We start from the raw sequence: 23506 nt of genomic DNA, 5'->3' as shown, positions 1-23506 counted from the left end.
AAGCCTGCTCATCGAAGCCTGAAGGAAAGGCCGTTGTTCCCGGCCGATCCGGGCTGTTCGCTTGAGACATGTCCAATACCACGGAACTCACCACCCCGGCAGGCAAATCCGGGTCCGGGGCCGGATCCGTGCGCTCGCCGCTCGGAAACTGGCTCGCCGTCGCCGCCGTGGCGGTCGGCACCTTCGCGGTCGTCACCACCGAGATGCTGCCGGTCGGCCTGCTCACCTCGGTCGGCTCCGCGCTCGGGGTCTCGGCCGGTACGGCCGGCCTGGCCATGACCGTGCCCGGCCTCGTCGCCGCCGTCGCGGCGCCCCTCCTGGCCGCCACCGTCGGCGGGCTCGACCGGCGGCTGCTGCTCATCGGCCTGATGGGGCTGCTGGCCGCCGCCAACCTGCTGTCGGCGCTCGCGCCCGGCTTCGCCGTTCTGCTGGTCGCCCGGATTCTGGTGGGGGTGAGCATCGGCGGCGTGTGGTCCATCGCGGCGGGGCTGGCGGCCAGACTGGTGCCGGAGAAGTCCGTCGGCCACGCCACGTCGGTCGTCTTCAGCGGCATCGCGGTGGCGTCGGTCGTGGGCGTGCCGGTCGGGACGCTCATCGGCGATGTGGTGCACTGGCGCGTCGCGTTCGCGGTGGTGGGGGCGCTCTCGCTGGCCGTCGCGGCCGCGCTGGCCGTCACGCTGCCGCCGCTGCCCGCCGACCGCGCGATCCGGCTGGGCGAGGTTCCCGGCCTGTTCCGCAACGCCCGGCTGCGCACCGGCCTGATCACGACCCTGCTGCTGGTGACCGGGCACTTCGGCGCGTACACCTACGTACGCCCGGTGCTGGAGGAGGGCTCGGCGGTCGGGGCGGGGCTGATCAGCACGCTGCTGCTCGCCTACGGCGTGGCGGGCATCGCCGGGAACTTCCTGGCCGGCGCCACCGCCCACCGCGATCCGCGCCGCACCCTCATGGTCATCTTCGCCCTGCTCGCGGCCGCGGTGTTGCTGATGCCGGTGGCCGGCGGGACGACGCCGGGGGCCACGGTGCTGCTGATGCTGTGGGGACTGGCGTACGGAGGGGTGTCGGTCACCTCGCAGACGTGGGTGCTCCAGGCGGTGCCGGAGCCGGATGCGCGGGAGGCGGCCTCGGCGCTGTTCGTCGGGGTGTTCAACGTGGCGATATCCCTGGGCGCGCTGCTCGGCGGGCGGGCGGCGGACGGGATCGCGGTGTCGAGTGTGATGTGGTTCGGGGGCGCGCTCGCGGTACTGGCGCTGGTGAATGTCGCGGTCGCACATCGGCGCTGAAAGGGAGGCCCGGGGCACGACGATGCCCCGGGCCCGCGGCATCGTCATGCTCAGGAGCGGGTCGCCGGCAGCAGCCGCTCCGAGATGATCTTGAGGACCTGAGGCACATGGTCATTGAGGAAGAAGTGCCCGCCGCTGAGCACGGTGAGCTCCATCTCCGCGGTGGTGTGCTTCTCCCAGTCGCGCACTTCGTCGACCGACGCCCTCGGGTCGGCATCCCCCGTCAGCGCGGTGATCGGGCAGCTGATCCGCCGCCCCGGCTCGCAGCGGTACGACTCGATGGCCCGGTAGTCGCCGCGGATCGCCGGGAGCGCCATCCGCAGCAGCTCCTCGTTCTCCAGCACCTCGCCGTTCGTGCCGTTCAGCATGCGCAGCTCTTCCAGCACCCCCGCGTCGTCCCGCTGATGCACGGACTCCTCCCGGACCCGGGACGGCGCCCGCCGCCCGGAGACGAACAGCCGGACGGGCATCACCTTCCGCTTCTCCAGCCGAAGCGCCACCTCGTACGACAGCGTGGCGCCCATGCTGTGGCCGAACAGCGCGAGCGGCTTGTCGTCCAGCCCCTCCAGCGCCCCGACGACGGCGTCGGCGAGCTTGCCGATGTCGTCGATGCAGGGCTCACGGTGTCGGTCCTGGCGCCCGGGGTACTGGATGGCGAGCACCTCGATCGAGGGCGCCAGCGCCTTCGCCACCGGGAAGAAGTAGCTGGCCGACCCGCCGGCGTACGGCAGGCACACCAGCCGTAACGCGCTGTCCGGGGACTTCTCGTACCGCCTGATCCACGTTTCGGCATCCGCAGCGATGCTCGTCATCGTCGTGCTTCCTTCCTCTACCCCTGCCGGTTCCTGGGGAAGGTGCGGTCCCGGCCCGTCGTCAACATCCTTTCGTCAATACCCTTGCACAGACGCCTGTTTCCGAGCTTGCGTCGGCCAAGGGTCTAAGAGATGTTCCGCAATTCAACGGTAGTCGATCTTGAGGTTGTGGAGGACGGCGATGGCGCGGGCGGTGTCGTTGAAGTGCCTTCCGCGCCTGCGGTGCTGGCGTAGTACCTGGAAGTCCTTGAGGCGGGCGATGGCGTGTTCCACCTTGGCCCGCCGCTTGGCAAACGCCGTGCTCTTGGTCTTGCTGGTGATGAAAGACGGTCACCTTGAGTCGTGCCGCCACCCGTCGGGCGCTACATGCGTACGTGCGTACGAGACGTCGCGGGGATTGGTGAATGTGTGCGCAGTTCGCGTGTGCGTGCGAGGTGCTCTCCAGGTTGGTCTGGAGCCGTGGTGATGCCGAGGGGGGTGACGGTTGTGCAGGTTGCTCGGACGGCGGGGAAGTTCCGGGGGAAGAACAAGGCCCCGAAGTGGACCAAGGCCGGCGACGGGATGGTGTCGGTGATGGTGCTGCCGCTCACCGTCACCGACACGGGCGACCTCGACCGGCTGAACAAGCTGTTCGGCGCGATGTGGAACATCAAACGGGCCCTCCAGCGCGACGCCCGCAACAAGTTGGACACCTACTAGGCCGCGTACCACGAGCGGAACGAGCAGGGCGCGAAGGCCGTACGCCAGCGCCCCGGCCTGTCCCGTGAGGCGTTGGAGCGCTGCGCCTACCGGCACTTGGAGAGGGCGGGGCATCTCAAGAACCACGCCTCGAAGGCTCTGGCGATGCACATGGCCGACGAGGTGTGGAACGGCGTACAACGGCACCTGTTTCCCGACGCCACCGGCCACCGCTTCGGGCGCCCGAAGACCGGCCGCTGGTACGACTTCACCCGCATCCCAGGCCGCGCCCGCTCCCACACCACCGCCAACAAGTGGGAGACCTTCCGTCTCGTCGGCACTCTCCACGGCCATGCCATGGCCTACACCTCGGGTGGACAGCACGAGGTGCAGCAGCCCCGGCGGATACCGAAGCCGACCCTCCCGGCCGGCACCGTGCCCACGGGGAAGGTGACCGCTTCGGGCAAGCCAGGGATGCGGAAGGCCACCTGGTGGGACCACACCGGCCCCCTGGCCGTCGTCTTCGCGGGCGGCCCCGACAGCAACGCCGGTGATCTCGTACTGCCCGTGCGTATCCCGCAGGGGCCTGGGCAGCGGGCGCGGGTGGAACACTTCCTCGCAGCCCCGGCCGCTGCCACACTCTGCTCACCGAACTGCCGGAAGGCGGCCCCGAGCGACCCCGGATGAGACACGCCCCGTGCGTGACCACGCCGGAAAGCCCGGACGCCACCCCGGCTGCGACCCGCAGCTCACCCCCTGGTGAATTGCGGAACAAGTCTTAGGTGCTGCCCCAATGGTCCGGGCTCCGGGTGGTGCGCCGGAAGTCGGTGAAGACCAGGTCGGCAGGTGAGACCCTGATACCAGGGGGCTCGTCCTTCCGGAGTGTCCGATGGCAGTGAGCATGCACGTGGTCTGGAGCACGGCTGAGCCGGGGCGCGTCATCTACGAGACGCACGCGATCGAAACGATCACCGACGGCGAAGGCGTCCACGCGACGGTCAACAGCCACACCTATGAGGTCCCCCTCCACAGCCGCGCCGAGGCGGAGACGATCGCGGAGGAGGACGGGTACGAGCTGTTCAGGAGGGGGGAGGCATGGGAGAGCCTCCCGGAGGAGGAGAGCCTTCCGGATGAGGAGGGCGCCATGGAGGAATAGGAGCATTCCAGGGGCGCGCGCTCGCTGCCAGCGCCCTCGCCCTGCTCCAGTACCGGGTTTGGTACCGGAGCAGGACCAGAGAGCAGGACTGGCTTCCTTTGACTCAGCCGTGGCTCAGCAAGAAGTCGACGTTCCGCGCCTCGGAGCCCCCGGAGCCCTTGGCACCACCGAGCGTGACCGGCATGGTCGCCGGTGCGTAACCGCTGGCGACCACCGTGTAGTGCTCGTCGGTCAGCCCCTCGAAGTGGAACGCCCCGTCCGCGCCGGTCACACACTGCCCGACCACGTCGCCCGCCGAGTCCAGCAGCGCCACCCGCGCGTCCTCCACCGGCCGCCCGCCGTGGGCGCGTACGGTGCCGCGGACCTTGGCCGCGGGCCGCAGCTCGGCGTCGATCCGCGGGGGCTGCCCGGTGCCGGTGATCTCCAGCTGTGCGGCGTGCGGACGGTGGCCCTCGGCGCTGATGGTCAGCGTGTACGAGCCGGGGGTGAGCTCGGGCAGCGCGAAGTCGCCCTTCTCGTCGGCGGTGGCCGTGGCGGCGACCGCACCGTCGGGGCTGATCGCGATGGCCGTCGCCCCGGCCAGCGGCTCGCCGCCGAAGGTCCGTACGGTCCCGGTGGGCCCGCCGCCTCCGGCCAGCCGCACATCACAGGTGACGGGGGCGTCGGACAGCAGCAGCGTGGCCGCCTGCGGCTGGTGGCCAGGGGCCGAGCCGATCAGGACGAAGCTGCCGGCGTCGGGGGCGGCCAGGGAGTACCGGCCGTCCGGACCGCTGACCGTACGGCCGAGCTGGCGGCCGGTGTTGTCGATGAGGGTGACGGCGGCACCCGCAAGCGGGACGTCGCCGGACCCGAGCACCCGGCCCTGGACACCGCCGCCGCCGGCAAGGGGCTCAGCGGCCGGGGCGGGCTCAGCGGCCGGGGCGGGCTCAGCGGCCTCGGCCGCCGCCACGGGCTGGGCCGCCAGGGCCGCCGGGGTGGCCGGAGCCGCTTCCTGGTCGGCCGGCGCCTGGCCCGTCTGTGCCTGGCCCGTCTGTGCCTGGCCCGTCTGTGCCTGGCCCGTCTGAGGCTGGCCCGTCAGGGGCGTACGGCGCCGGTTGGGCAGGAACAGGGTGATCAGCAGACCCAGGGCGGCGGCCCCGCACGCGACGGCGAACGAGATCTTGAACCCGTCCGTGTTGGGCAGCGCGAGCGGCCCGAAGTTCGTGGTCTGGTGCGCGAGGATCACCCCGACCACCGCGCTGGAGGTGGACATGCCGATGGACCGCATCAGGGTGTTCAGCCCGTTCGCCGCGCCCGTCTCGGCGGCCGGTACGGCGCTGATGATCAGGGTCGGCATCGCCGAGTAAGCGATCCCGACGCCGACGCCGAGCCCGGTCGAGAGCACGACGACCTGCCAGACGTGGTCCATCATCACGATGCCGCTGCCGTACGTGGCGCCGATCACGATCAGCCCCAGGAGCAACGAGACCTTCGGCCCGCTCGTGGCGTTGATCCGCGCGGACAGCGGCGAGACCAGCATCATCGCCACGCCCATCGGCGCGACGTACAGACCCGCCATGACCATGGACTGGCCGAGGCCGTAGCCGGTGGCCTTCGGCAGCTCCAGCAGCTGGGGGAGGATCAGCGACATCGCGTAGAAGGAGAACCCGACCATGATCGAGGCGAGGTTCGTCAGCAGCACCTGACGGCGCGCGGTGGTCCGCAGGTCCACCAGCGGCTCGGCGGTCCGCAGCTCCACGAACCCCCAGACCAGCAGGATCAGCGCGGACGCGCCGAACAGCCCGAGGGTGGTGCCGCTGGACCAGCCCCAGTCGCCGCCCTTGGTGATGGGCAGCAGCAGACAGACCAGACCGGCCGAGAGCCCGATCGCGCCGATGGCGTCGAAGCGGCTGGGGGTCCGTACGGTCGACTCGGGCACGACGATCAGCACGAGGGCGAGCGCGAGCACACCGAGCCCGGCGGCGCCGTAGAACAGCACATGCCAGTTGGTGTGCTGGGCGACGAACGCGGCGGCCGGGAGGCCGAACGCGCCGCCGATGCCCAGCGACGAGCTCATCAGGGCCATCGCGGAGCCCAGCTTCTTGGGCGGCAGCTCGTCGCGCATGATGCTGATGCCGAGCGGTATCGCGCCCATCGCACCGCCCTGGATGGTCCGGCCGATCACCATGACCACCAGGTCGGAGGTGACGGCACACACCAGCGAGCCGACGACCAGCAGCCCGAGGGCCACCACCAGCATCCTGCGCTTGCCGAACATATCGCCGAGCCGCCCCATGACCGGGGTGGACACGGCGCCCGCGAGGAGGGTGGCGGTGATCACCCAGGAGGCGTTGGAGCTGGAGGTGTGCAGCAGCTGCGGCAGCTCGGTCACCAGCGGCACGACCAGCGTCTGCATCACCGAGACGGCGATACCGCAGAACGCGAGCACGGCCACGAAGCCGGCGCCCACCTCGCGCGGGAGCTGCTTCTGGCCGGGCGGCGCCGAGCTCAAGGGCTCGACGCGGGCTGCTGGAGCTGACGGGGACATACGGCTGCCGCCTCCGGGTGGGTGTGCTGGTGAATGACCGGATGACCTTCGATATGAAAGGCATAAGGAATGATGAGATGTGCATCCTACACACGATGTGTATCGTGCACATTTCCCGGGACGAGCGGCTGGGAGACGAGGAGGAAGCGTGCTGGAGAAGCTGGAACGCGAGCTGATGCTGGTCGCCAGGTGCAATCTGCTGACGCCGAGGGACCGCAAGGGCCAGGCCGGCCAGACGGGCAACCAACCCGGCAGTCAGACCACCCAGACGCAGACCGACCAGACCGACCAGACCGACCAGACCGGCCAGTGCTCGGGGGCCCGCCTGGACCGCTCCGCGTACTTCCTCCTCTCCTTCCTGGACACCGAGGGCGCGTTGTCCATCGGCCAACTCGCCGACGCCTTGGGCCTCGACGTCTCGACCGTCAACCGGCAGACAGGCGCCCTGCTCCGCGCGGGCCTGCTCGAACGCATCCCGGACCCGAAGGGCGGCCTCGCCCGCAAACTGCGCGCCACCACCCTCGGCGCCGAGCGCCTGGCCGCCGACCGGGAGCGCCGCCGCGCGAAGCTGGAGCGGGTGCTGACGGGCTGGACGCCCGAGGAGGTGAGGCGGTTCGAGGACGCGCTGACGCGGTTCAACCGCGAGGTGGAGGCGGACGAGGGACGTACGTGGCCGCGCCCGGAGAACGCGCAGGACACGTAGCACGCCGCGCGGGCTCAAGGCCCCGTGGCCGGGGCCCCGGGGGTTGTTCACCCCCCGTACGCCCGCCGCTGGGGCGCCCGTGGCCACCCCCTCGTACGGTCACCCGGCACCGGCCCGGAACGGAACGGACCGGCCCGAACGAGGAGATGCGCCAATGCCACGCCCGACCGAACCGCTTCCGTCCCTCCCCCGCTGGGCCGACCCCGAGGTGCCGGCCCGCTCGCTGGACGCGCAGGGCGTCTCACGGCGCGGGCTGCTGCGCCGCGCGGGCCTGTACGGCGCGGGCTTCGCGGGCGGCATGGCGCTGGCGCCCACGGCGGCGTCGGCCGCCGAGGCGCCCGCGACAACCACCGACGGCGGCGCGGCCGGCGACCCGGACCTCGTCTATCTGGTAGGCGACCACCATGTGCACTCGGTCTACAGCCACGACGCGAAGTACACCGCGTCCCAGCAGGCCCAGCGTGCCGCGCAGTTCGGCCTGGACTGGATGGTCTTCACCGAGCACAGCAACTTCGGCCATGCCAACGCGGGCGGGGCGCTCGCCGAACACGACGACGTCCTGAAGGCCCGCGCCGAGAACCCGCGGATGCTGATCTTCCAGGGCCTGGAGTGGTACATCCCGGGAGCCGAGCACGGCACCGTCTTCTCGCCGCCCGGCCCCCACGAGGCCGATCTGCTGCGCACCTTCGAGCTCCGCTACGACGGCAAGCTGCTGGGCCGTACCGACAGCACCGCCGAGAACGAGGCGCTGGCGGTCGCGGGCATCAAGTGGCTCGCCGAGCAGCGCAAGAGCGGTTACGTCGACGATGTGCTGGTCCTCGCCAACCACCCGCTGCGGCTGGGCATCGACTCCCCGCACGAGCTGCGGGCCTGGCGGGACGCCGCGCCCGAGGTCATGATCGGTGCGGAGGGCGCCCCGGGCGCCCAGGGCGCGGCTCTGCCGGGGTGGGGCGGCCCCACCGCCGTCCGCGGGGAGTACGAGAACAAGCCGTCCGCCCAGTCCTGGCCCGGCTACCCGGCCGAGGCATACGTCACGTACGGCGGCTTCGACTGGATGACCGCGACGGTGGGCGGGCTGTGGGACGCGATGCTGTCCGAGGGCCGGCTGTTCTCGATCACCACGAACTCCGACAACCACCGGACCGTCCACGACACCTGGCGCAACGGCGACTGGCAGCCCGGCCAGAACTTCGACAACACGGGCAGGCTGCCCGACCCGGTCAACACCGACAAGGAGCAGCCGGGCAGCGACTTCTGGCCGGGGCAGTTCAGCCGTACGCATGTGGGCGTGACGGCGTACGGCTACCGGCAGGTGATGGCCGGGCTGCGGGCCGGGCGGGTGTGGGTGGACCACGGGCAGCTGATCGACGCCCTGGACGTACGGCTGCACCGCGAGAGCGACGACCGGGACGACCGTGACGGCCAGGGCGGCAGGGGCCGCGGGGTCACCCTGGGCGGCCGGCTCCGGGTCCGCCGCGGCGAGCGGCTGACCCTGACGGTCACGGTCACCACCGCCTCCCGCCCCAACTTCCACGGTGTCCTGCCGCGCCTGGCCCACCTCGACGTGATCCGCGGCGCGGTCCGCGGCCCGGCGCGCGACCGCGACGCATGGCGCGCCCCGGACACCCGCGTCGTACACACCGCGGACGTATCCGGCCGCACCGGTACGTACACCCTGCGGATCCCCCTGGCCAGGGCCGAGGAGTCCGGCTACCTCCGGCTCCGCGGCAGCGACGGCAACCGCCACGGCACGGGCCTGCTGGGCGCGACCGTGGACCCGCACGGCCCGATCCCGCACAAGCCGGGCGACGGCGACCCGTGGGCGGACACCTGGTGCTACACGAACCCGATCTTCATCGAGGTCACGGAGAGCTGAGGGAGGGGCGGAATCGCCGGCCCGGGGTCTGCGTTGACGTAGATGAGGAACCGCTCGGTACATGAAGAACCGCTCGGAAAATGAGGAACCGCTCGGAACGCCCACCGCAGGAGGATCCCGCATGACGACCCAGCACCCCGGCACCGGCAAAGGCACAGGCCACCGCGTGGAGGTGACCCGCGGCACCCAGCACGTCACGGTCACGATCGACGGCCGGGTCGTCGCGGAGTCGCGCCGCCCGCTGCTCCTCTTCGAGACCGGCCTGCCCGTCCGCTACTACCTGCCCCCGCAGGACGTGAACCTGTCCCTCTTCGAGCCGACCGATACGCACACCACCTGCCCGTTCAAGGGCGAGGCGGCGTACTGGACGTATCTGGGCACGGAGGGCGGCAGCGGCCCGCGGCCCGATGTGGTGTGGGCCTACCCGGACCCGCTCGACTCCGTGGCCGAGATCAAGGACCACCTGTCGTTCTACGACACCGTTGCCGACATCTCGGTGAAGGAGGCCGACTGAGAGAAACGGATGGCGCGACGGCGGGAACAGCTGTCGCGTGCACATCCACGCGTATTCCTGGCTGGGCGAGAAGGAGCTGTTCGACCGGGACGTACTCCGCCGCCTACCGGACCGCCCCAGGCCCCCGGTCACCCCGGAGGACCAGGAGCACCACCGCCAGCAGGTCGACGCCTTCAGACGCTCGGAGCTGCCCCCGACGGAGACCGCACACTGGCTGCTCAAGGCCCCCCGCCTCATCCGCGAGACCTTCGAGGAGCCCAAGGACGCCGCCGCCTGGCTGGGCAGACAGCTCACCGAACACGCCCCGGGCTTCCACTCCCAGCAGGAGGCGGACACGGCCCGGCTGTCCCGCCTGGTCGCCACGGCCGCGGACACGCTGACGCACGGGGGCGATGTGTCCGTCGGCTTCTACGTCGGCCGGACGTCATTCCTGTCCCTGGCGCTGGTCACCTGCTCCCCGAACCGCTTCGCGCCGGGCGCCCCGTGCCCGCAAGGATGACGCACGGGGCGCCTCAATCGCCGGCAGGCTGCTAGCAGGCCGCGGACGACCCGACGAACTTGAACGAACGGATCGTGGTGTTCGCGCCGTAGCGGACATGGGGCAGCAGCTTCTGGTGCCTGCCCCGGTAGCGCGGCTCGGTGTAGATGCACACTACTTGCCCGTGTCGTTCCACATCGACTTGATCTTCTTGTCCCAGTCGGCCGGGAGCGTGGCGTGGTTCGCCTTCGTGAGCCACACCTCGTTCCCCCCGCCGTTGTCCTTCTTGTACGAGCAGAAGTAGCCCTTCTGGCAATACCACGCACTGGCCGACGCCGCCTCGGCCGTGGTAGCCGTAACCGTCCCCAGCAGCACCGCGCCCGCCGCGACCGCCCCCACCGACGCCAGCGCCGACCGCATTCCCCGTCGCATCACGAAGTTCCTCCTTCAGTTGTTACGAGAACTCGTGATCATGCGCACGACACCGTAGCAACGGCCCCTACCGCCCCATGGGTTGGGTGGTGTCAGCAACGAGCGAGGCCCGGACGGGGTCGACGGTGACCGTCTGCGTCCCACGACTGTGGTCCGCGTTCCCCTCCGTACGCAGCCCCGTACCGTCCACACTCCCGCAGACGACCACGGTCAGCGCGGCCACCGTGGTCAGGGCGACGGCGGTGATCTGCACGGCGTGGGCGCGGCATTCGGCGAGGGTGAGGGGTCGCATGGCGGATCTCCTGAGGGGCGGGCGTCGGAGAGGTCTGATCGGTACGACAACCACATTGATCCCGCCCGCTGCCGTGCCACTGCCGCCCGACTAACGCTCCACTAACGTCCCGCTAACGTCCCTCCCTCCGCGCACTCGTAGCGGGAGGCCCGTCACGCAGTGAGCAGCGACCGTTGCCCTCTTGCCTCAGAAGCACAGAAATTCTCCAGAGATGCTGGCGGGAATGCTGAATCTGAGCGTATGATTCCGTCTTGTCGGATTGATCTGGGAGAAGGGGGCGGATATGGACATCCGGCTCGGCGGGGAAGCGAGCATGAAAGTGGCGCTTCTGAAGCGTGCTTGGGGGGTGGACGGGGAGGGGGTCGTGCTTCGGCTGTTGCAGCACTTCGAGGCGTCGGAGGAGCAGTCGGTGCCTGAGACCTCCCCAAGTGTGGGGGTGAGCGTGGAGCCGGGGATGGTGGCGGTGCATGCGCGGTACGCGGGGCACAAGGTGCCGGGGGAGTACGACCCGGCGTCGGAGGCCCTGGTCATTCCCTCCGGGCCGGCCCAGGGGCGCTACAAGTCCCCCAGCGGGGCGGCGACCGCCGTTTTGCAGGCATACAACCCGGACGTCGCACCACATCGGAATGGCTGGTCTTTTTGGATCGTGGACGCGACGGGAGCCCGGCTCCAGTCGCTGCGCAAGTCGTCCTCAACGGCAGAGGAAGACTGAGGAAAAAGAGAATAATGAGCGCGAATACTGGTCCTCAGGGTGGGGGTGATCAGGGGGACGGAGAGCGTCGCGACGCCAGGGGTGATGACCCGCGGTTGATCACTGACCACGCAGCCATCGTTTTCTTGACAGCCGGGTTCGTCGGCGCGCTGATAGCGGGGCTGACGGCGGCCTTGGGGGAGCCCTGGCCGGCCGTTGTGATCGCGGGGCTCTTCGCTGCCGGGGCCGTGGTGCCGGTGGCGCACCGCCTCATTGGTTGAGCCGCGCGCTTTGACGGGCCGTCGCGGCGCGCATGAGCGTGGGGGAAGGGACGCGGGCGGTCCGCCCGGCGCAGGCCGTACGACTTCTTGGCTCGCATCAGTACCGGTCAGACGTCCGGCGGCACAGCGCCGTCGTCGTCCATGTCCCGCCAGAAGGCGGGACAGTCCGTCTTCGCCGCCTTGGGAAGTTCGCGCTTGAACAGCTCTCGCTCGTACTTGACGTGGCGGCCGCGGTAGTAGTTGACCTCGCCGTCGGCACGGCCCGCGTCCACGATCAGCAGATGTTGGCCCGCCATGAAGGGCTTTTCCTCCAGCCACTCGGGGTCGACGGTGTTGATTTCGATCTGGTTGGCTCCCTGTGCGGGTTTGATCCAGTCCTGCACGGCGAAGGTCACGACGACCTGATGGGGCTGCGAGGCGTCACGTACCGAGACCACCTCGCCCTCGGCGGCCATCCGGGCACAGGCGACCCATTCGGCGTTCGTCAGGCCCTGGTCGTCGTCGGTGATGCCGGAGGACCGGACCGAGCGGCCATCCACCAGCCAGAAGACCAGCACTCCGACGCTCAGTGCCGCCCCGGCCACGAGGACACCCCCGACCATGCCTCGGCGTCGCCACCACATGGTGCGAGGAGCGGGTCGTAGCGGTACGTCGGCTCGGCCGGCCTCCTCGCCGATCATTCGCATTGCCAGCCGCAGATCGTTCTCTTCCGATTCCGTCAGCTCTGTCACATCAGTGGTGTCGGCCATCTCAGAACACCTCCATGTCGTGGAGTTGTGTCCGCAGCGCGGCGACGGCGCTGTGAAGTCGGCTTTTGACGGTGCCCTCCGGCACGTCCAGCAGCGCCGCGATATCGCGCACAGGCAGATCCGCGTAGTAACGCAGGGTCAGCACCTGCCGCTGCACGGCTGACAGCCCTTCCAGCCCACGGGACACCGTCAGCGCGAGGACGCGATGCTCTTCGGGATGCTCCGGCGGAGGACGCCGAGACCAGCGTGCGGCCAGCCGCTCGCGCAGGCCCGCGTCCCTGGTCCTGGCCCGGTGCCAGTCGACCGCGACCCGGGATGCGACCGCCGTGAGCCATGCCATTGGTTCGCGGATCTCCGGCTGTTCCGGCTTGGCCTGCTCCTCCAGCAGTTTCAGCCTGACTTGCTGAACCCCGTCGTCGAGTTGGTCCCAGGGCACACCACCCAGGACGAGCATCGCGCGCACCCGCTGGACGTACTCCGGCTCGGTCAGCGGCGACGACTCGTCGGGGCTGACCGATCTTGCCTTGCGCCATCCGGCCATCCGCGGTCCCTCCTCGTTTCCCTGATGACGCAGCAACGCCGGGAAACGTTCACCGGGGAAGCAGGGCCGTGCCGCCCTCGGGGCGGACGCTCCTCAGCGGCCGCAAGCCAAAGCGGCCCGCCAGACTCTCGGCGGGCCGCCCTTCGTGCTGCCGCTGGCGGGTGGCTCAGCTGAAGTTCACGTCACTGCACAGGAAGTACGTCTGGTCCATGTGCGAGGCCTGCCAGATCGTGTAGACGACGTGGCGCCCGGTGTAGCCCGAGGTGCTGACGTCGATCGAGTAGTTCTGGCTGGGGCCGTACTTGCCGGTCTTGGCCACCTGCTGCAGATCGCTCCACTTCAGCGGCTGCGTGGTGGGGTCATAGCCTTGGCGGCTGACATAGACCAGGAAGTAGTCCGCGCCATGGCTGGCCTGGTCGTACAGCTTCACCGTGAACTTGTTGCCGATGTTCGTCGTCTGCCATGCGCCCACGGTGTCCAGCGAGTTGTAGCGGTTGCCTTCGGTGTGCCCGCCGCTGCACAGCTGGCCGTCGGGGACGACCGCCGGGAAGTTGCCGGCGGAGCCGTTGCGGTACAGGCCGTTCCAGTTCCACATGGCGTTCGGGTTGTCCTGCCATGCCTGCCAGCACATGGGGTCTTTCTGTGCCATCTCAGGGTTCTGAAAGTCGTCCGCCCAGCGCAGCCAGCAGCCGTAGTTGCGGGACGCGGGGTCGATGACCGACCCGTGGGCGGAGGCGGTGCCGGTCCACGGGATCAGGGTGAGCAGCGTGGCGGACAGCAAGCCGAGGGCGCGGAGCGCCCAGCGTAAGAGATTGCTGTGATCATGACAATTCATGCGATCTCCATCGTCCGTGGGGGGATTGCGCCGATGGGCAACGGGAGTAGATGGGAGCGCTCCCATTGCGGTGAGGGTGCCCGGCGGCACGGGAGTGAAACATATGGTTCGCCAGCGAGGCTGGTCGGCCTGGTGCACCCAGGCGGCATCGTGATCGCCCGGGGCGGGCGCCCTTGATCACCAGGACAAGACGTGATCAGTGGCCGGAATCGCGTTCTTTCAGCACCGACCGTCTCCCTTCACCCTTCAACCAGGGGCGGCGCAGCGGGACCGAAGGGGGAACCGCGATGGTCGAGCCGATCTATGTGCCGGTCGTTCCGGCACGACGGGACGCCTGGGACGCATACGCGCGACTGGAGTTCGGCGTACGCCGGAGAATCGCGCCGCTGTGGACAGTCGCTCCACGGATGGGGTGACAGGGGGCGACCAGGAGTCGGCTGCGGCTGGTCACCGGCCCGGAGCGGGACCCTGCGCATCACCGCTATGTCGCCGACCTCGCCTCCCTCGGCGGACGCGGCCTCGGCCTCGGTATACGCGTCTTGCTCGACGATCCGCCGGACCGGCTCCTCTTGACGGATCTCCTGAACCTGAGCGACCGGCTGTGCCTGCCGTCCTCGTGGCTCGACCTCATACTGGACGCCGGTCCCAGCCCAGCCCACCCGCGTCATCCAGTGCGACCGCGCTGCCCGGGTCCGCGCCATGGCCTGCTGGATCGTGGAGCCCGGCGCATTCCGCGGCACCGACGGCACCGACGGCACCGACTGCACCGACGGGACCGACGGGACCGACGGGAACGCGCTCAGCGGGGGAGAACGCCGGCTGCACGCCTGTGCGTACGGCGACGGTCCGGACGGCTCGGGCAATGCCGAGACATGGATCCGGGTCGGTCACACGCAGCACATGAACTTCGTCGTGCACCAGTTGTCCGGGGCCGAATGGGGCCGAATATCGTAAGGAAATGAATCCATGAACCAGCCCCTCATGCACCGGGACCGGTCGGGGCCGGCGGCGTCACACCAGGTTCGATCGTCGACCGGACGTAGACGCGCGTGCTGCCCGGTGTGAACTCATGGGCGAAGAGGTCGACGCAGTAGCGAAGACGCTTCCCCTCGGGGGAGGTGAGCCCGTCCGGGCAGAAACCGATCCGCCGCATGCCTTTGACCAGGGTCTCCGGCTCCGGGAGCCCCAGATGCGCGAAGGGCGCCATCGGTTCGTACCCCTTCTGCTCCGGATGGAGGTTGGCGACCATCTCCTCGTCCTCCGGGACCAGCCGGGAGAGGTACGCGTCCGCCTCCCGGCTGGGCAGCGTGAAGGCCAGGATCCCGATGTCGTAGCGCGAGCTCGTCTTGTACCCGGCCCGCCCGTCCGCGGCCGCCGCCGGGATCCGGAGGCCCATCGTCTCGCTCATCCAGCGGGGCGTGGCGCCACGCTTCCAGCAGCACTTCCTGTCCTGCTCCGCCTGGTCGGACAGTGTGTCCTCCGTGACGAAGGCGAACGCGACGACGGCCGAGACGACGACCGCGAGAACCACTACTCCAGCAACGAGAAGTCGGCGGCGCACTGCTGGCTCCCGATGGGTTCCGATGGGTGGTGCTCAACGACCATTGGCGTCCTGCTGCTCCCGTCCGGGGTCCGTACGTCCGCCCTCGCGCCCCGGCTCATCGGGGCCCGGGAGCGGCTCATTGTTCGGGACCGATCCGCCCAGATCGTAGTGCTTGACCGAGCTGCTGCCCGACATGTCGAACTCCTGGGCGAGACCTGTCTTGTGCAGGCGGGCCGGCTGTCCGTCGGGGACGTCGATCGGTCCGATGCTCACCCCCTTGCCCTCGTCCCAGTTGTAGCGGTCCCAGGCGTTGACCTGGTAGTCGAGGCCGACCTTGGGCTGGCCGTCGGCGTCCGGCACGACCGTGACCACCCCGGTGACATTCGATCTGGTCGAGCCCACCGCGTAAAACCAGTTCGGGTCCGTGCCCTGATCAAAGCTGTAGTCGCGGTTCTTGCTCTCCACGGGGATGGCGACCGGCTGGCCGCCGTTTCTTTTGAACTCCTCCAGCGCCTGCTTGCGCCATTCGCTCTGGTTCTGCCTGATGCTCTGATCGATGTGGCTTCTGAATCCCTCGTCGTCCCACATCATCTTGTCCACCGGAAGCTTCATGGGATCGCCGCTGTTGCCCAGGTAGTGCGCCATATGGCGCGAGGCGTCATTCATCCCCCGCCAGTCGGCGCCCTCGGCCAGCAGGTTCATCTTCTCCCTGGTCCGCCGCTCCGCCGCGCCGGGGGACTCGGCACCGTGCGGCCCCGACCCCGGGTCCGGCGCCGCCCGCTTGACCGTAGGACTCAGCAGTCCCGCCGCCAGCAGATCGTCCTTGTGCCCCTTCCACAGCTCGGCCCGCGCTTCAGGGCTCAGCGACTGCCACAGCCTCCGCAACTCGGCCCGTTGTTTGTCGTTCGCGTCCTTGCCGAGCGAGGCCAGCTGCGTGGCACGGGGCACCTGCTCCTCGTCGAGTGATGTGTATGTGGCGTGGCCCGCGTTGTAGGGGTCGCCACCGTGGCTCTTCCGCAGCGCGCGCGTAACGGCCGCGTCGATCTCCGAGGCGTGTGACACGAGACCGGTGAGCGTGTCGGCGTACCACTTCATCAAGTCCAGGGTGCGCTGCGGGGTGTCCTTCGTTGTGCACATGTTCGCCATCTGCACCTTCACCGTGCCATTGCCCCCGTCCGACGCGACCAGACCGGGATCTGGAGGCTCCCTCGACGGGTCCCCCCGGCGGGCCTCCTCGGTCAGCGACTTGGCCCGCTTCTGGACGCCCGTCAGCTCGGTGTGCGCGTCCTGGAGGACGTTGTAGATGCTCTGTGCCTCGGCGTGCAGATCGAGGAACTCCTTGGCTGTACTGCGCACGAAGTCCTTGGTGACCCCCGCGTTGACGCCCTGCCACCGCGCTGCGTCGGATTTCTGCACCAAACCGCTATAAACGCTGGTCCTGAGCTTGTCCAGATCGCCGACCATGGTCTTCCAGTCGCTGACCGCGGTGCCCAATTTTCCCAGATCCAACGAGATGAGATCCGAGTACGAGAACTTTCCCATGATCTGTGCCCCCGTTATTTCACGTACTTGGATATCTCGGAGGCCGACACCGCTGAACCGTTCCGGTGGCGCAGTGAAGCCGCGATCTCCGCGTCGTCTTTCGCGTGAGCCTTCTTCGAATAATCGAGGTGGTTCGAGATGTGTGCGCACATCTGCAGGACCGTCTTGACCTGCGTGCCCCAGACCTCGAGCGTCGTGAACAGCTCATCCCCCATGGTGAGCTGACGCGCCGAAAACTCTCTGGCTGCCTGGGCGGTGGAGCCCGCCCCGCTCTTGTCGATGCCCGCGCCGGCGATGTCGGCCTTCTTGTGCAGCTCCCCATGCAACTCGAAAGCTTCATGCCCGACCGCGCCGAGATCGTCTTGGTGGACGACAAGATCGTGATTCGCCCCGGAGCCGCCCGGACCTGCCTTGGCCTGATTCAGTCGCATTCCAGCCGACTGCTGGTCCTTCGCGGCGGATACGAGCTCCGCCCATTCGCTGTCGAATGTCATCCTTACCCCCCGGATTCGGCTGTTTCGACTCCTTATCATCACGTTAGCAAACTATTGATGCGGTCAGTCAGGAACACGCCAAGGGCTGGCTGGGCGGTTCCCACTCGTTGCCGCTGATTCGACTCGAACCGGCCCAAGCGTGTCCTCTGCCGGGGGACGCATCCGATGGGGCCGCGGTGCCTGTGGGTGATCTTCAAGTACCCGGGGCGCGCCGTCTTGGTGAAGGACGCCGACCCGGTGGCGTGCAGCGCGGACCGCCCCTGCGGTAGAGCTCGCCGAGAAGGGACAGGGCGATAACGCTCCTCCCGCTGCCGGGCCCACCGATGACGACGATGACTTCCTTGTTGTCGGCCCGACCCCGCATCCAGCGGCGTCCTGCCCAGGTGCCTCGGCGTTCGGCCTGCGCGCTATGCGGACCGGTTGGCTTGGGCCTGTGCTCGCCCAGCGGGCGAGCCTGCCGCGGCAGCGGAAGGCGGCCCGGGACCGTGCGAAGGACCTTGACGGCTGGTTGTCCGGCCTGTCCAAGGAGGCATTGCTCGCCCTCGTACGTGAACAGATCGCCGAGGACCCGCAGTTGCGCCGCCGCTTGGAGCTGAGGGCCGCGAGCGCTCGCGGGGACCTCGCCGCGGTCCGGGCCCGTATCCGCGATCTGCTGGACATCTCACCGTTCGCGCAGTACGGGTGCGTCGAGTACGCCGACGCCCGCGCCTACGCCGACCAGGCCGGGCAGGCGGTGTCCGCGATCGGCGCGCTCACCGGTTCGGGCCGGGCCGATGATGCGATCACCCTGGCGCGGGAGGCGATGAAGCTGCTGGCCGACGCGGTGGAGAGCGTCGACGACTCGGACGGCTGGCTCGGGCAGGTCGGTGCGGACGGACATCGATCCGCTCGACTACGAGGACGTCCTCGGCGAAGAGGGGATGGCCGTCCTGCGGAAGCTGGCGGTCGAGGCGTGGCGGGGCAACCGCCGCGGCTGGGCGGAGAAGTACCTGATGGAGCGTCTGGCCAAGGCGGGAGGTGATGTCGACGCGGTGATCGCCGTGCATGCGGCCGACCTGGCACCGAACGGACACACGCACCTGGTCATCGCCCACGAGCTGGACACGGCCCGGCGCCCCGACGAGGCCCTGCGCTGGGCGGAACGCGGCATCCAGGCCGCCCGCGACCTCGCCGCCGTCGACACCGCCCTCGTTGACTACCTCTGCGACCGCTACACGCAGGCGGACCGGCTCCCCGATGCCGTCGCCCTGCGCCGTGACCACTTCGGCGCCCGCCGCACCCTGCTCGCGTACCAGCAACTGCGAGCCGCCGCCAGGGCCGCGGGCTGCTGGCCGGCCGAGCGTGAGGGAGCGCTGGCTCTGCTGCGTACCGACGCGGAGCGGCAACAGCACTCTCGGTACGGCGGCCCGGCCCTGATCGATGCCCTGCTCGACGACAAGGACACTGACGCGGCATGGCAGGTCGCCACCGGGACCGGTGCCGACGACCGGCAGTGGCTCACCCTCGCCGACCAGGCCCGCCCCACCCGCCCCGCCGACGCCCTCCGCGTCTACCGGCGCCTGACCGAACCCCTCACGAAGCAGACGGGCAACGCGGTCTACGAGCAGCTGACCAGCCTGCTGCTCAGCATCCGCGACTGCCACCGCCGCCTGGGTACCCAGGACGAGTTCACCACGTACCGCACCGCCCTGCGCGCCGACCAGAGACGCAAACGCAACCTCATGCGGCTCCTCGACCAGCACGGCCTGTGAACCCACAACCGGCCCCCGAACCCCGCTCCCGCACGACCGGAGGTGGCGTACAACGGCCGGTTGGGAATCGTCGTATGGCATGGGCCGACTGCTGTAGTGAGGCGCTTCTCGCAGGCTCGAGTGCCCGGCGAAGGACCCAGTAATTGGGGACAAAGCGGGCCACTGATGGGTGGTGAGCTGGTGATCGAGACGGCCGTCCCGGTGAATCGCGCGGGCACGTAGACGATCGGCGCTCGCCCGCCGTGGCAGGGGCCGCCTCTCGCGGCCCCTGTCGCGTTCCGGGAGTTGAACGTGATCCTGGTCAACGCCGGGCAGTGTCTGGAGAAGCCGCTGGAGGACACCGGGCCAAGCTCGTCGTGGCTGCCCCCGACATCATGGGTCGCGCGGTGGGCGCCACCAGGGCGTCGGTCAGCCGGGGAAACCACCCGAGGAGCGCAGGGCCCAGCGGCGCTCCGCGTAGGCGAGGTCGTCGCGCCACAGCCGGCCGGCGGCAGCGCGTATCAGGGGGCGCAGCAGCGGGGCGGCGCGACGGGCCACGGCGAAGCCCGGCCGTTCGGACGTGGCGACGACGGCCTCCACCACTGCCGTGCGAGGCCGTCCCAGGGCGTCCGGCCCGAGCGGGGTGGCGTGCGTCTCCACGACGGAGCCCTGCCCCTCGCCCTCGATGATCCGCATCACGACGGTGCGGGGTCCGGGCGCCGTGAAGACCGCGCGCACCGGGACGACCACCCGCCCGGCGGCCCTGAAGGACACGTCCACGGTGAAGGAGTCGCTCTCGTCAGCCCGCCCGGGGGTCCGGGCCACGGTGAGGTCGACGAAGGAGTAGGGGTGGAACCAGGCCCCGTGCCAGGGGTCGAGGCGGTTGGCGACGACATCGTCCGGCTCGCAGACGCCCACGGTGGTGTACACGGCGGTCAGCGCCCCGGCCGCCGCCGGTCGCCTCGGCACCGCCGGACGGGCGGTGGGCTCCTCCGCCCCGACCTGGTCCAGCCGTACCCAGACCAGCACCCCGTCGTCGTGCGCCGGCCACGGCTCCCAGCCGGCGAACGGCGTTCCGCTCAGGGCCAGTCCGTGCCAGTGGCACACCAGGGTGCCGCAGCGCACGGGGCTGTCGCGCAGCGGGGCGCCGAGGTGCGGGCAGCTTCCCGGCCCGGCCACGAGGCGCCCTTCGGCGTCCCGCCACAGCACCGCCTCGCGGCCGGCGACGGTGCGGGCCAGCGGCCGGTCGGGCCGCAGTTCACGGGAGGCTCCGACGACGTACCAGTTGCCGGTGGGGCGGGCCTGGGCCCTTTTGAGGGCGTCGGCGATCAGGGTGGGCCGGGCTTCGCGCCAGGTGGGTCGCTGACGCTCCCAGGCGACCGGGTCGCGGCGCAGGGTCAGCGGCAGACGCTTGGACAGGGACGGCCGGGCGGGCTTCACGCGACCTCCTTGTGACTGGGGTGCGGCCGGGCAGGGGGGTGGGCGCGGGCACCGGAAGCCGCCGGTTCGAGGGGTACGCCCGCCCCGCCGGGGGCGCGCCGGGCGGCCACGCGGGCGGCCGCCACCCGCAGCAGACCGTCCGCGGCGACCAGGGCCCGCCGCCACCGGGGCACCACGGCGCGGCGGTGCAGCACGGCGTACCCGGTGGCGGCGACGGCGTCCAGGATGCCGCCGTACAGGACGAACGCCGTGCGGATGCAGGGCCGGGAGACCGGATCGAGCATGCCGACGCCGGGCGCGGCCCGCCGGTAGGCGGCACGGGTGAGGTCCTCGAACTCCCTCAACGCCGCCGTGACCCGGCGGTCGACGCGGCCGGTGTCCCGGCAGTGGCGCAGCAGCTCGCGGTGAACGCCGTGGGCGTTCAGGAGGTCCCGCGGGAGGTAGACGCGGCCTCGGTCGAGGTCCTCTCCCACGTCTCGCAGGAAGTTGGTGAGCTGGAAGGCGACGCCGAGTTCGGCGGCGTGGGGCGCGGCCTCCTCCCGGGGGGTCACGGTGCCGAGCACGGGCAGCATCTCCAGGCCGATCACGGCCGCGGAGCCGTGCATGTAGCCGCGCAGGTCGGCGTAGGTGGCGTACGAGGTGACCGTCAGGTCGCTGCGCATGGCGGCGAGGAAGTCGGCGAAGTGGCGGTGGTCGATGGCGTGACGGCGTGCGGTGTCGGCGAGCGCCCGCACCACCGGCTCGGCTCCGGCGCCGCCGGCCAGGCCATGGGCGAGGTCGTCGTCCAGCCTGTCCAGGGCGCGGGCGCGGTCCTTCGGGCCTGCGGCGCTGTCGAGCGAGTCGACGATGTCGTCGGCCCAGCGGGCGAAGCCGTACAGGGCGTGCACGGCGGGACGCCGGTCGGGGGTGAGCAGGCGGGTGGCGAGGAAGTAGGTACGGCCGTGCCGGGCGTTCAGCTCCCGGCAGCGGGTGTAGGCGGCGCGCAGGTCCGGCTCGGTGATGCCCGCGGCGTCCAGTTCCCGGCCGGTCATGGACGAGCTCCTTCCGGGTGGGGCCGGGTCCGGGCCGCCGGGTGGGTTACCGGGTGGGTTACCTGGTGGGTCACCGGGGCGGCGGTCGTGCGGCGCGCGCCGGTGATACGGGCGGCGGCAAGCTTTCCCGACAGCAGGACGGGCGGCACGCCGACGCCCGGCGTGGTGCCGCAGCCGGCGAGGACGGCGTTGGCGGTGCCGCGCACCAGGTTGCGTGGGCGGAAGGGGCCGGTCTGGGCGAAGGTGTGCGCGGCGGAGAACGGCGTGCCCGCGGCGTGCCCTTGCTCTGTCCAGTCGGCGGGTGTCACCAGGCACTCCTCTTCGATCGCCGCGGCGATGCCGTCGAGTCCCCGGCGTTCCAGCTCGTACAGCAGCGCGTCGCGGTAGCGGGGACCGAGGTCGCGCCAGTCGGCGGGGCCGGGGCCGATGCCGGTGTGGGGACACGGCGCCAGGACGTAGTGCAGATGGCGGCCAGGCGGGGCCAGGGCGGGGTCGGTGGCGGTGGGACGGGTGATCAGCAGGGAGGGATCGCGCATCAGCACGCCGGTGCGGGTGAGTTCGTCGAAGGTGCGCCGCCAGGCGTGGCCGAAGGACAGGGTGTGGTGGGCCAGTTGCGGCCAGGTGCGGTCGCAGCCCGCGTGCAGGACGACCGCCGACGGGGCGTGCCGCAGCCGCAGCGGACGGCGCGGGGTGCGGCCGAGGAGGCGGTAGACCACCGGCAGGTCGGGGGTGAGGACGACGGCGTCGCAGGGGATCCGCTCCTGGCCGGTGATCACGGCGGTGATGCGCTCACCGGAGCGTTCCAGCCGGGTGACCGGCCGTCCGTAGTGGACGACGGCCCCGGCCGCTTCGGCGGCCTCGGCCATGGCCCGCGGCAGGGCGTGCATACCGCCGCGCGGAAAATACACCCCGGCGACGGTGTCCATGTAGGCGATCACCGCGTAGGCGGCCAGGGCGCGTGCCGGGGGCACGCCCGCGTACAGCGCCTGGAAGGTGAAGACGCGGCGCAGCCGCTCGTCGCGCAGGTGGCGGGCGACACCGGTCTCCCAGCGGCCGAAGCCGCCGAGCGCGGCCAGCCGGACCAGGTCGGGGCCGAGCAGCTGCCAGGGGGAGTCGAAGTCGGCGTCGAGGAACCGGTGCCGTTCGGCGCGGTACAGCTCGGTCAGCCAGTGACGCAGCCGGCGGTAGCCGGCCGCCTCGGCGGGCCCGGCGAAGCGTTCCACCTCCGCCTCCATCGCGTCGGCGTCGGTGTGCACGTCGAGGGTGCTGCCGTCGGCGAAGGACGCCCGGTAGGCCGGGTGCAGAGGGATCAGTTCGACGCGGTCGCGCAGTGAGGCCCCGACCGCGTCGAACGCCTCGTCGGCGATCTCGGGCATGGTCAGCACGGTGGGGCCGGTGTCGATGTGGTAGCCGCCGCGGACCATCCGGCCGGCGCGACCGCCGGGCCCGGCGGCGCGTTCGACGACGGTGACCCGGCGTCCTGCGCCGAGCAGGTGCAGCGCGGCGGAGAGGCCGGCCAGTCCGGCGCCGACGACCACCACGTGATCGGTCGGTCCTTTCAGCGCCCTGGTCACCGGCCTCCCTCCGGCCCCGCCGCGGATCGGCGGGGCGCCTGGGTGAAGCACATCGCGGATCGTCCTCTCGGCCGTTGTCATATCGCTCGTGTCAGGACACATTCCGCCTATGGCGCCGGACCGGATGCGCCGAACGGGGGAAGCTCCCGCGCCGGGGACGTGTCCCGCGCCGACACGCCGCGCACCGCATCCGCTCACCGCGGGCGGCCGGAAACACTGGATGGCACCGGGCGGACGCCGTCTCGTCCCGACGGGTGACGTACCGGCCTGATCGCCATGAGAACGGCCCGAGGAAGGGAGCAGC

General features: G+C 70.5%; 25 protein-coding genes and 2 pseudogenes. 11 read left to right on the top strand and 16 right to left on the bottom strand.

Features of this window, described 5'->3' with window-relative positions; all coding sequences use genetic code 11:
* Window positions 1-68: 68 nt before the first annotated feature.
* A complete protein-coding gene (locus tag ACH4U7_RS26315) occupies window positions 69-1283 on the top strand; it encodes an MFS transporter (RefSeq protein WP_398530306.1) in 1215 nt (404 codons plus the stop codon).
* Between the two features lie 50 nt (window positions 1284-1333).
* Here the strand turns inward: ACH4U7_RS26315 and ACH4U7_RS26310 are convergent, their stop codons facing one another.
* Together ACH4U7_RS26310 and ACH4U7_RS26305 are read right to left on the bottom strand one after the other, a co-directional pair.
* On the bottom strand, window positions 1334-2095 hold the full coding sequence (locus ACH4U7_RS26310) for a thioesterase II family protein (protein WP_398530305.1): 762 nt from the start codon (window positions 2093-2095) through the stop codon (window positions 1334-1336).
* A gap of 144 nt (window positions 2096-2239) precedes the next feature.
* Window positions 2240-2416: a hypothetical protein gene (locus ACH4U7_RS26305; RefSeq protein WP_398530651.1), complete on the bottom strand. Its 177-nt coding sequence runs from the start codon at window positions 2414-2416 to the stop codon at window positions 2240-2242.
* Between the two features lie 165 nt (window positions 2417-2581).
* Between ACH4U7_RS26305 and ACH4U7_RS26300 the strand changes: the two genes are divergently transcribed.
* The 3 genes from ACH4U7_RS26300 (at window position 2582) to ACH4U7_RS26290 (ending at window position 3929) form a co-directional block, all read left to right on the top strand.
* A complete protein-coding gene (locus ACH4U7_RS26300) occupies window positions 2582-2794 on the top strand; it encodes a hypothetical protein (protein WP_398530304.1) in 213 nt (70 codons plus the stop codon).
* Between the two features lie 144 nt (window positions 2795-2938).
* The gene (locus ACH4U7_RS26295; protein ID WP_398530303.1) at window positions 2939-3460 is read left to right on the top strand and encodes a hypothetical protein; all 522 of its coding nucleotides are present in this window, start codon (window positions 2939-2941) and stop codon (window positions 3458-3460) included.
* A gap of 202 nt (window positions 3461-3662) precedes the next feature.
* Window positions 3663-3929, top strand: coding sequence for a hypothetical protein (locus ACH4U7_RS26290; protein ID WP_358628038.1), 267 nt, complete (start codon window positions 3663-3665; stop codon window positions 3927-3929).
* A 103-nt stretch (window positions 3930-4032) separates the two neighbouring features.
* On the opposite strand, the gene ACH4U7_RS26285 is transcribed toward ACH4U7_RS26290, so the two are convergent.
* Complete coding sequence (locus ACH4U7_RS26285) at window positions 4033-6420, bottom strand: MFS transporter (RefSeq protein ID WP_398530302.1); 2388 nt, start codon at window positions 6418-6420, stop codon at window positions 4033-4035.
* A 184-nt stretch (window positions 6421-6604) separates the two neighbouring features.
* Here ACH4U7_RS26285 and ACH4U7_RS26280 point away from each other — a divergent pair, with 184 nt between their 5' ends.
* From ACH4U7_RS26280 to ACH4U7_RS26265, 4 genes are all read left to right on the top strand, one after another.
* The gene (locus ACH4U7_RS26280) at window positions 6605-7159 is read left to right on the top strand and encodes a MarR family winged helix-turn-helix transcriptional regulator (RefSeq protein ID WP_398530301.1); all 555 of its coding nucleotides are present in this window, start codon (window positions 6605-6607) and stop codon (window positions 7157-7159) included.
* A gap of 154 nt (window positions 7160-7313) precedes the next feature.
* Window positions 7314-9035 (top strand): PHP domain-containing protein, encoded by a 1722-nt coding sequence (locus ACH4U7_RS26275; protein ID WP_398530300.1) that lies wholly within the window; start codon window positions 7314-7316, stop codon window positions 9033-9035.
* A gap of 121 nt (window positions 9036-9156) precedes the next feature.
* Window positions 9157-9549: a DUF427 domain-containing protein gene (locus ACH4U7_RS26270; RefSeq protein ID WP_398530299.1), complete on the top strand. Its 393-nt coding sequence runs from the start codon at window positions 9157-9159 to the stop codon at window positions 9547-9549.
* Window positions 9550-9586: 37 nt separating this feature from the next.
* Window positions 9587-10048 carry a hypothetical protein gene (locus tag ACH4U7_RS26265; protein WP_398530298.1) on the top strand — a complete coding sequence of 154 codons (462 nt, stop codon included), beginning with the start codon at window positions 9587-9589 and terminating at the stop codon, window positions 10046-10048.
* Between the two features lie 31 nt (window positions 10049-10079).
* Here the strand turns inward: ACH4U7_RS26265 and ACH4U7_RS26260 are convergent, their stop codons facing one another.
* The 3 genes from ACH4U7_RS26260 to ACH4U7_RS26250 all read right to left on the bottom strand — a co-directional run bounded on the left by ACH4U7_RS26260 (window position 10080) and on the right by ACH4U7_RS26250 (window position 10751).
* The gene (locus tag ACH4U7_RS26260; protein ID WP_398530297.1) at window positions 10080-10202 is read right to left on the bottom strand and encodes a hypothetical protein; all 123 of its coding nucleotides are present in this window, start codon (window positions 10200-10202) and stop codon (window positions 10080-10082) included.
* Window positions 10202-10459, bottom strand: a complete 258-nt coding sequence (locus ACH4U7_RS26255; RefSeq protein ID WP_398530650.1) for a peptidase inhibitor family I36 protein — start codon at window positions 10457-10459, stop codon at window positions 10202-10204. The genes ACH4U7_RS26260 and ACH4U7_RS26255 overlap by 1 nt, the downstream gene beginning before the upstream one ends.
* Window positions 10460-10526: 67 nt before the next feature.
* Window positions 10527-10751: a hypothetical protein gene (locus ACH4U7_RS26250; protein ID WP_398530296.1), complete on the bottom strand. Its 225-nt coding sequence runs from the start codon at window positions 10749-10751 to the stop codon at window positions 10527-10529.
* Window positions 10752-11034: 283 nt separating this feature from the next.
* Here ACH4U7_RS26250 and ACH4U7_RS26245 point away from each other — a divergent pair, with 283 nt between their 5' ends.
* Window positions 11035-11463, top strand: a complete 429-nt coding sequence (locus tag ACH4U7_RS26245) for a hypothetical protein (protein ID WP_398530295.1) — start codon at window positions 11035-11037, stop codon at window positions 11461-11463.
* A 367-nt stretch (window positions 11464-11830) separates the two neighbouring features.
* Here the strand turns inward: ACH4U7_RS26245 and ACH4U7_RS26240 are convergent, their stop codons facing one another.
* From ACH4U7_RS26240 to ACH4U7_RS26230, 3 genes are all read right to left on the bottom strand, one after another.
* Window positions 11831-12472 (bottom strand): hypothetical protein, encoded by a 642-nt coding sequence (locus ACH4U7_RS26240; protein ID WP_398530294.1) that lies wholly within the window; start codon window positions 12470-12472, stop codon window positions 11831-11833.
* Between the two features lies 1 nt (window position 12473).
* On the bottom strand, window positions 12474-12926 hold the full coding sequence (locus ACH4U7_RS26235) for an RNA polymerase sigma factor (protein ID WP_398530649.1): 453 nt from the start codon (window positions 12924-12926) through the stop codon (window positions 12474-12476).
* 253 nt (window positions 12927-13179) lie between these two features.
* Window positions 13180-13848 (bottom strand): lytic polysaccharide monooxygenase, encoded by a 669-nt coding sequence (locus ACH4U7_RS26230; RefSeq protein WP_398530293.1) that lies wholly within the window; start codon window positions 13846-13848, stop codon window positions 13180-13182.
* A gap of 714 nt (window positions 13849-14562) precedes the next feature.
* Here ACH4U7_RS26230 and ACH4U7_RS26225 point away from each other — a divergent pair.
* Window positions 14563-14802 (top strand): hypothetical protein, encoded by a 240-nt coding sequence (locus tag ACH4U7_RS26225; RefSeq protein WP_398530292.1) that lies wholly within the window; start codon window positions 14563-14565, stop codon window positions 14800-14802.
* 25 nt (window positions 14803-14827) lie between these two features.
* Here ACH4U7_RS26225 and ACH4U7_RS26220 read toward each other — a convergent pair whose 3' ends face one another.
* From ACH4U7_RS26220 to ACH4U7_RS26205, 4 genes and pseudogenes are all read right to left on the bottom strand, one after another.
* Window positions 14828-15409: a hypothetical protein gene (locus ACH4U7_RS26220; RefSeq protein WP_398530291.1), complete on the bottom strand. Its 582-nt coding sequence runs from the start codon at window positions 15407-15409 to the stop codon at window positions 14828-14830.
* Between the two features lie 33 nt (window positions 15410-15442).
* Window positions 15443-16933 carry a hypothetical protein gene (locus ACH4U7_RS26215; RefSeq protein ID WP_398530290.1) on the bottom strand — a complete coding sequence of 497 codons (1491 nt, stop codon included), beginning with the start codon at window positions 16931-16933 and terminating at the stop codon, window positions 15443-15445.
* A 14-nt stretch (window positions 16934-16947) separates the two neighbouring features.
* On the bottom strand, window positions 16948-17427 hold the full coding sequence (locus ACH4U7_RS26210; RefSeq protein WP_398530289.1) for a hypothetical protein: 480 nt from the start codon (window positions 17425-17427) through the stop codon (window positions 16948-16950).
* A 206-nt stretch (window positions 17428-17633) separates the two neighbouring features.
* A pseudogene (locus ACH4U7_RS26205) lies at window positions 17634-17779 on the bottom strand (DNA/RNA helicase domain-containing protein); the annotation flags it as partial.
* An 81-nt stretch (window positions 17780-17860) separates the two neighbouring features.
* Here ACH4U7_RS26205 and ACH4U7_RS26200 point away from each other — a divergent pair.
* Window positions 17861-19178: pseudogene (locus tag ACH4U7_RS26200) on the top strand (hypothetical protein); the annotation flags it as partial.
* Between the two features lie 408 nt (window positions 19179-19586).
* On the opposite strand, the gene ACH4U7_RS26195 reads toward ACH4U7_RS26200, so the two are convergent.
* From ACH4U7_RS26195 to crtI, 3 genes are read right to left on the bottom strand one after another with little or no spacing between them, the layout of a single operon-like run.
* A complete protein-coding gene (locus tag ACH4U7_RS26195) occupies window positions 19587-20597 on the bottom strand; it encodes a DUF5914 domain-containing protein (protein ID WP_398530288.1) in 1011 nt (336 codons plus the stop codon).
* Window positions 20594-21628, bottom strand: coding sequence for a phytoene/squalene synthase family protein (locus ACH4U7_RS26190; protein WP_398530287.1), 1035 nt, complete (start codon window positions 21626-21628; stop codon window positions 20594-20596). Before ACH4U7_RS26190 ends, ACH4U7_RS26195 begins: the two co-directional genes overlap by 4 nt.
* On the bottom strand, window positions 21625-23202 hold the full coding sequence (gene crtI, locus ACH4U7_RS26185; protein ID WP_398530286.1) for a phytoene desaturase family protein: 1578 nt from the start codon (window positions 23200-23202) through the stop codon (window positions 21625-21627). Before crtI ends, ACH4U7_RS26190 begins: the two co-directional genes overlap by 4 nt.
* Window positions 23203-23506 lie beyond the last annotated feature (304 nt).

It is taken from the genome of Streptomyces sp. NPDC020845, assembly GCF_044334165.1.
Classification (GTDB): Bacteria; Actinomycetota; Actinomycetes; order Streptomycetales; family Streptomycetaceae; genus Streptomyces.
This window is presented reverse-complemented; position numbering and strand designations above follow the sequence as displayed.

Coding starts and splice junctions, on each gene's coding strand:
- ACH4U7_RS26230 (WP_398530293.1), bottom strand. CDS start 13,848: ATGAATTGTCATGATCACAGCAATCTCTTACGCTGGGCGCTCCGCGCC.
- ACH4U7_RS26310 (WP_398530305.1), bottom strand. CDS start 2,095: ATGACGAGCATCGCTGCGGATGCCGAAACGTGGATCAGGCGGTACGAG.
- ACH4U7_RS26290 (WP_358628038.1), top strand. CDS start 3,663: ATGGCAGTGAGCATGCACGTGGTCTGGAGCACGGCTGAGCCGGGGCGC.
- ACH4U7_RS26235 (WP_398530649.1), bottom strand. CDS start 12,926: ATGCTCGTCCTGGGTGGTGTGCCCTGGGACCAACTCGACGACGGGGTT.
- ACH4U7_RS26295 (WP_398530303.1), top strand. CDS start 2,939: ATGCACATGGCCGACGAGGTGTGGAACGGCGTACAACGGCACCTGTTT.
- ACH4U7_RS26245 (WP_398530295.1), top strand. CDS start 11,035: ATGGACATCCGGCTCGGCGGGGAAGCGAGCATGAAAGTGGCGCTTCTG.
- ACH4U7_RS26250 (WP_398530296.1), bottom strand. CDS start 10,751: ATGCGACCCCTCACCCTCGCCGAATGCCGCGCCCACGCCGTGCAGATC.
- ACH4U7_RS26275 (WP_398530300.1), top strand. CDS start 7,314: ATGCCACGCCCGACCGAACCGCTTCCGTCCCTCCCCCGCTGGGCCGAC.
- ACH4U7_RS26255 (WP_398530650.1), bottom strand. CDS start 10,459: ATGCGACGGGGAATGCGGTCGGCGCTGGCGTCGGTGGGGGCGGTCGCG.
- ACH4U7_RS26315 (WP_398530306.1), top strand. CDS start 69: ATGTCCAATACCACGGAACTCACCACCCCGGCAGGCAAATCCGGGTCC.
- ACH4U7_RS26240 (WP_398530294.1), bottom strand. CDS start 12,472: ATGGCCGACACCACTGATGTGACAGAGCTGACGGAATCGGAAGAGAAC.
- ACH4U7_RS26270 (WP_398530299.1), top strand. CDS start 9,157: ATGACGACCCAGCACCCCGGCACCGGCAAAGGCACAGGCCACCGCGTG.
- ACH4U7_RS26210 (WP_398530289.1), bottom strand. CDS start 17,427: ATGACATTCGACAGCGAATGGGCGGAGCTCGTATCCGCCGCGAAGGAC.
- ACH4U7_RS26190 (WP_398530287.1), bottom strand. CDS start 21,628: ATGACCGGCCGGGAACTGGACGCCGCGGGCATCACCGAGCCGGACCTG.
- ACH4U7_RS26215 (WP_398530290.1), bottom strand. CDS start 16,933: ATGGGAAAGTTCTCGTACTCGGATCTCATCTCGTTGGATCTGGGAAAA.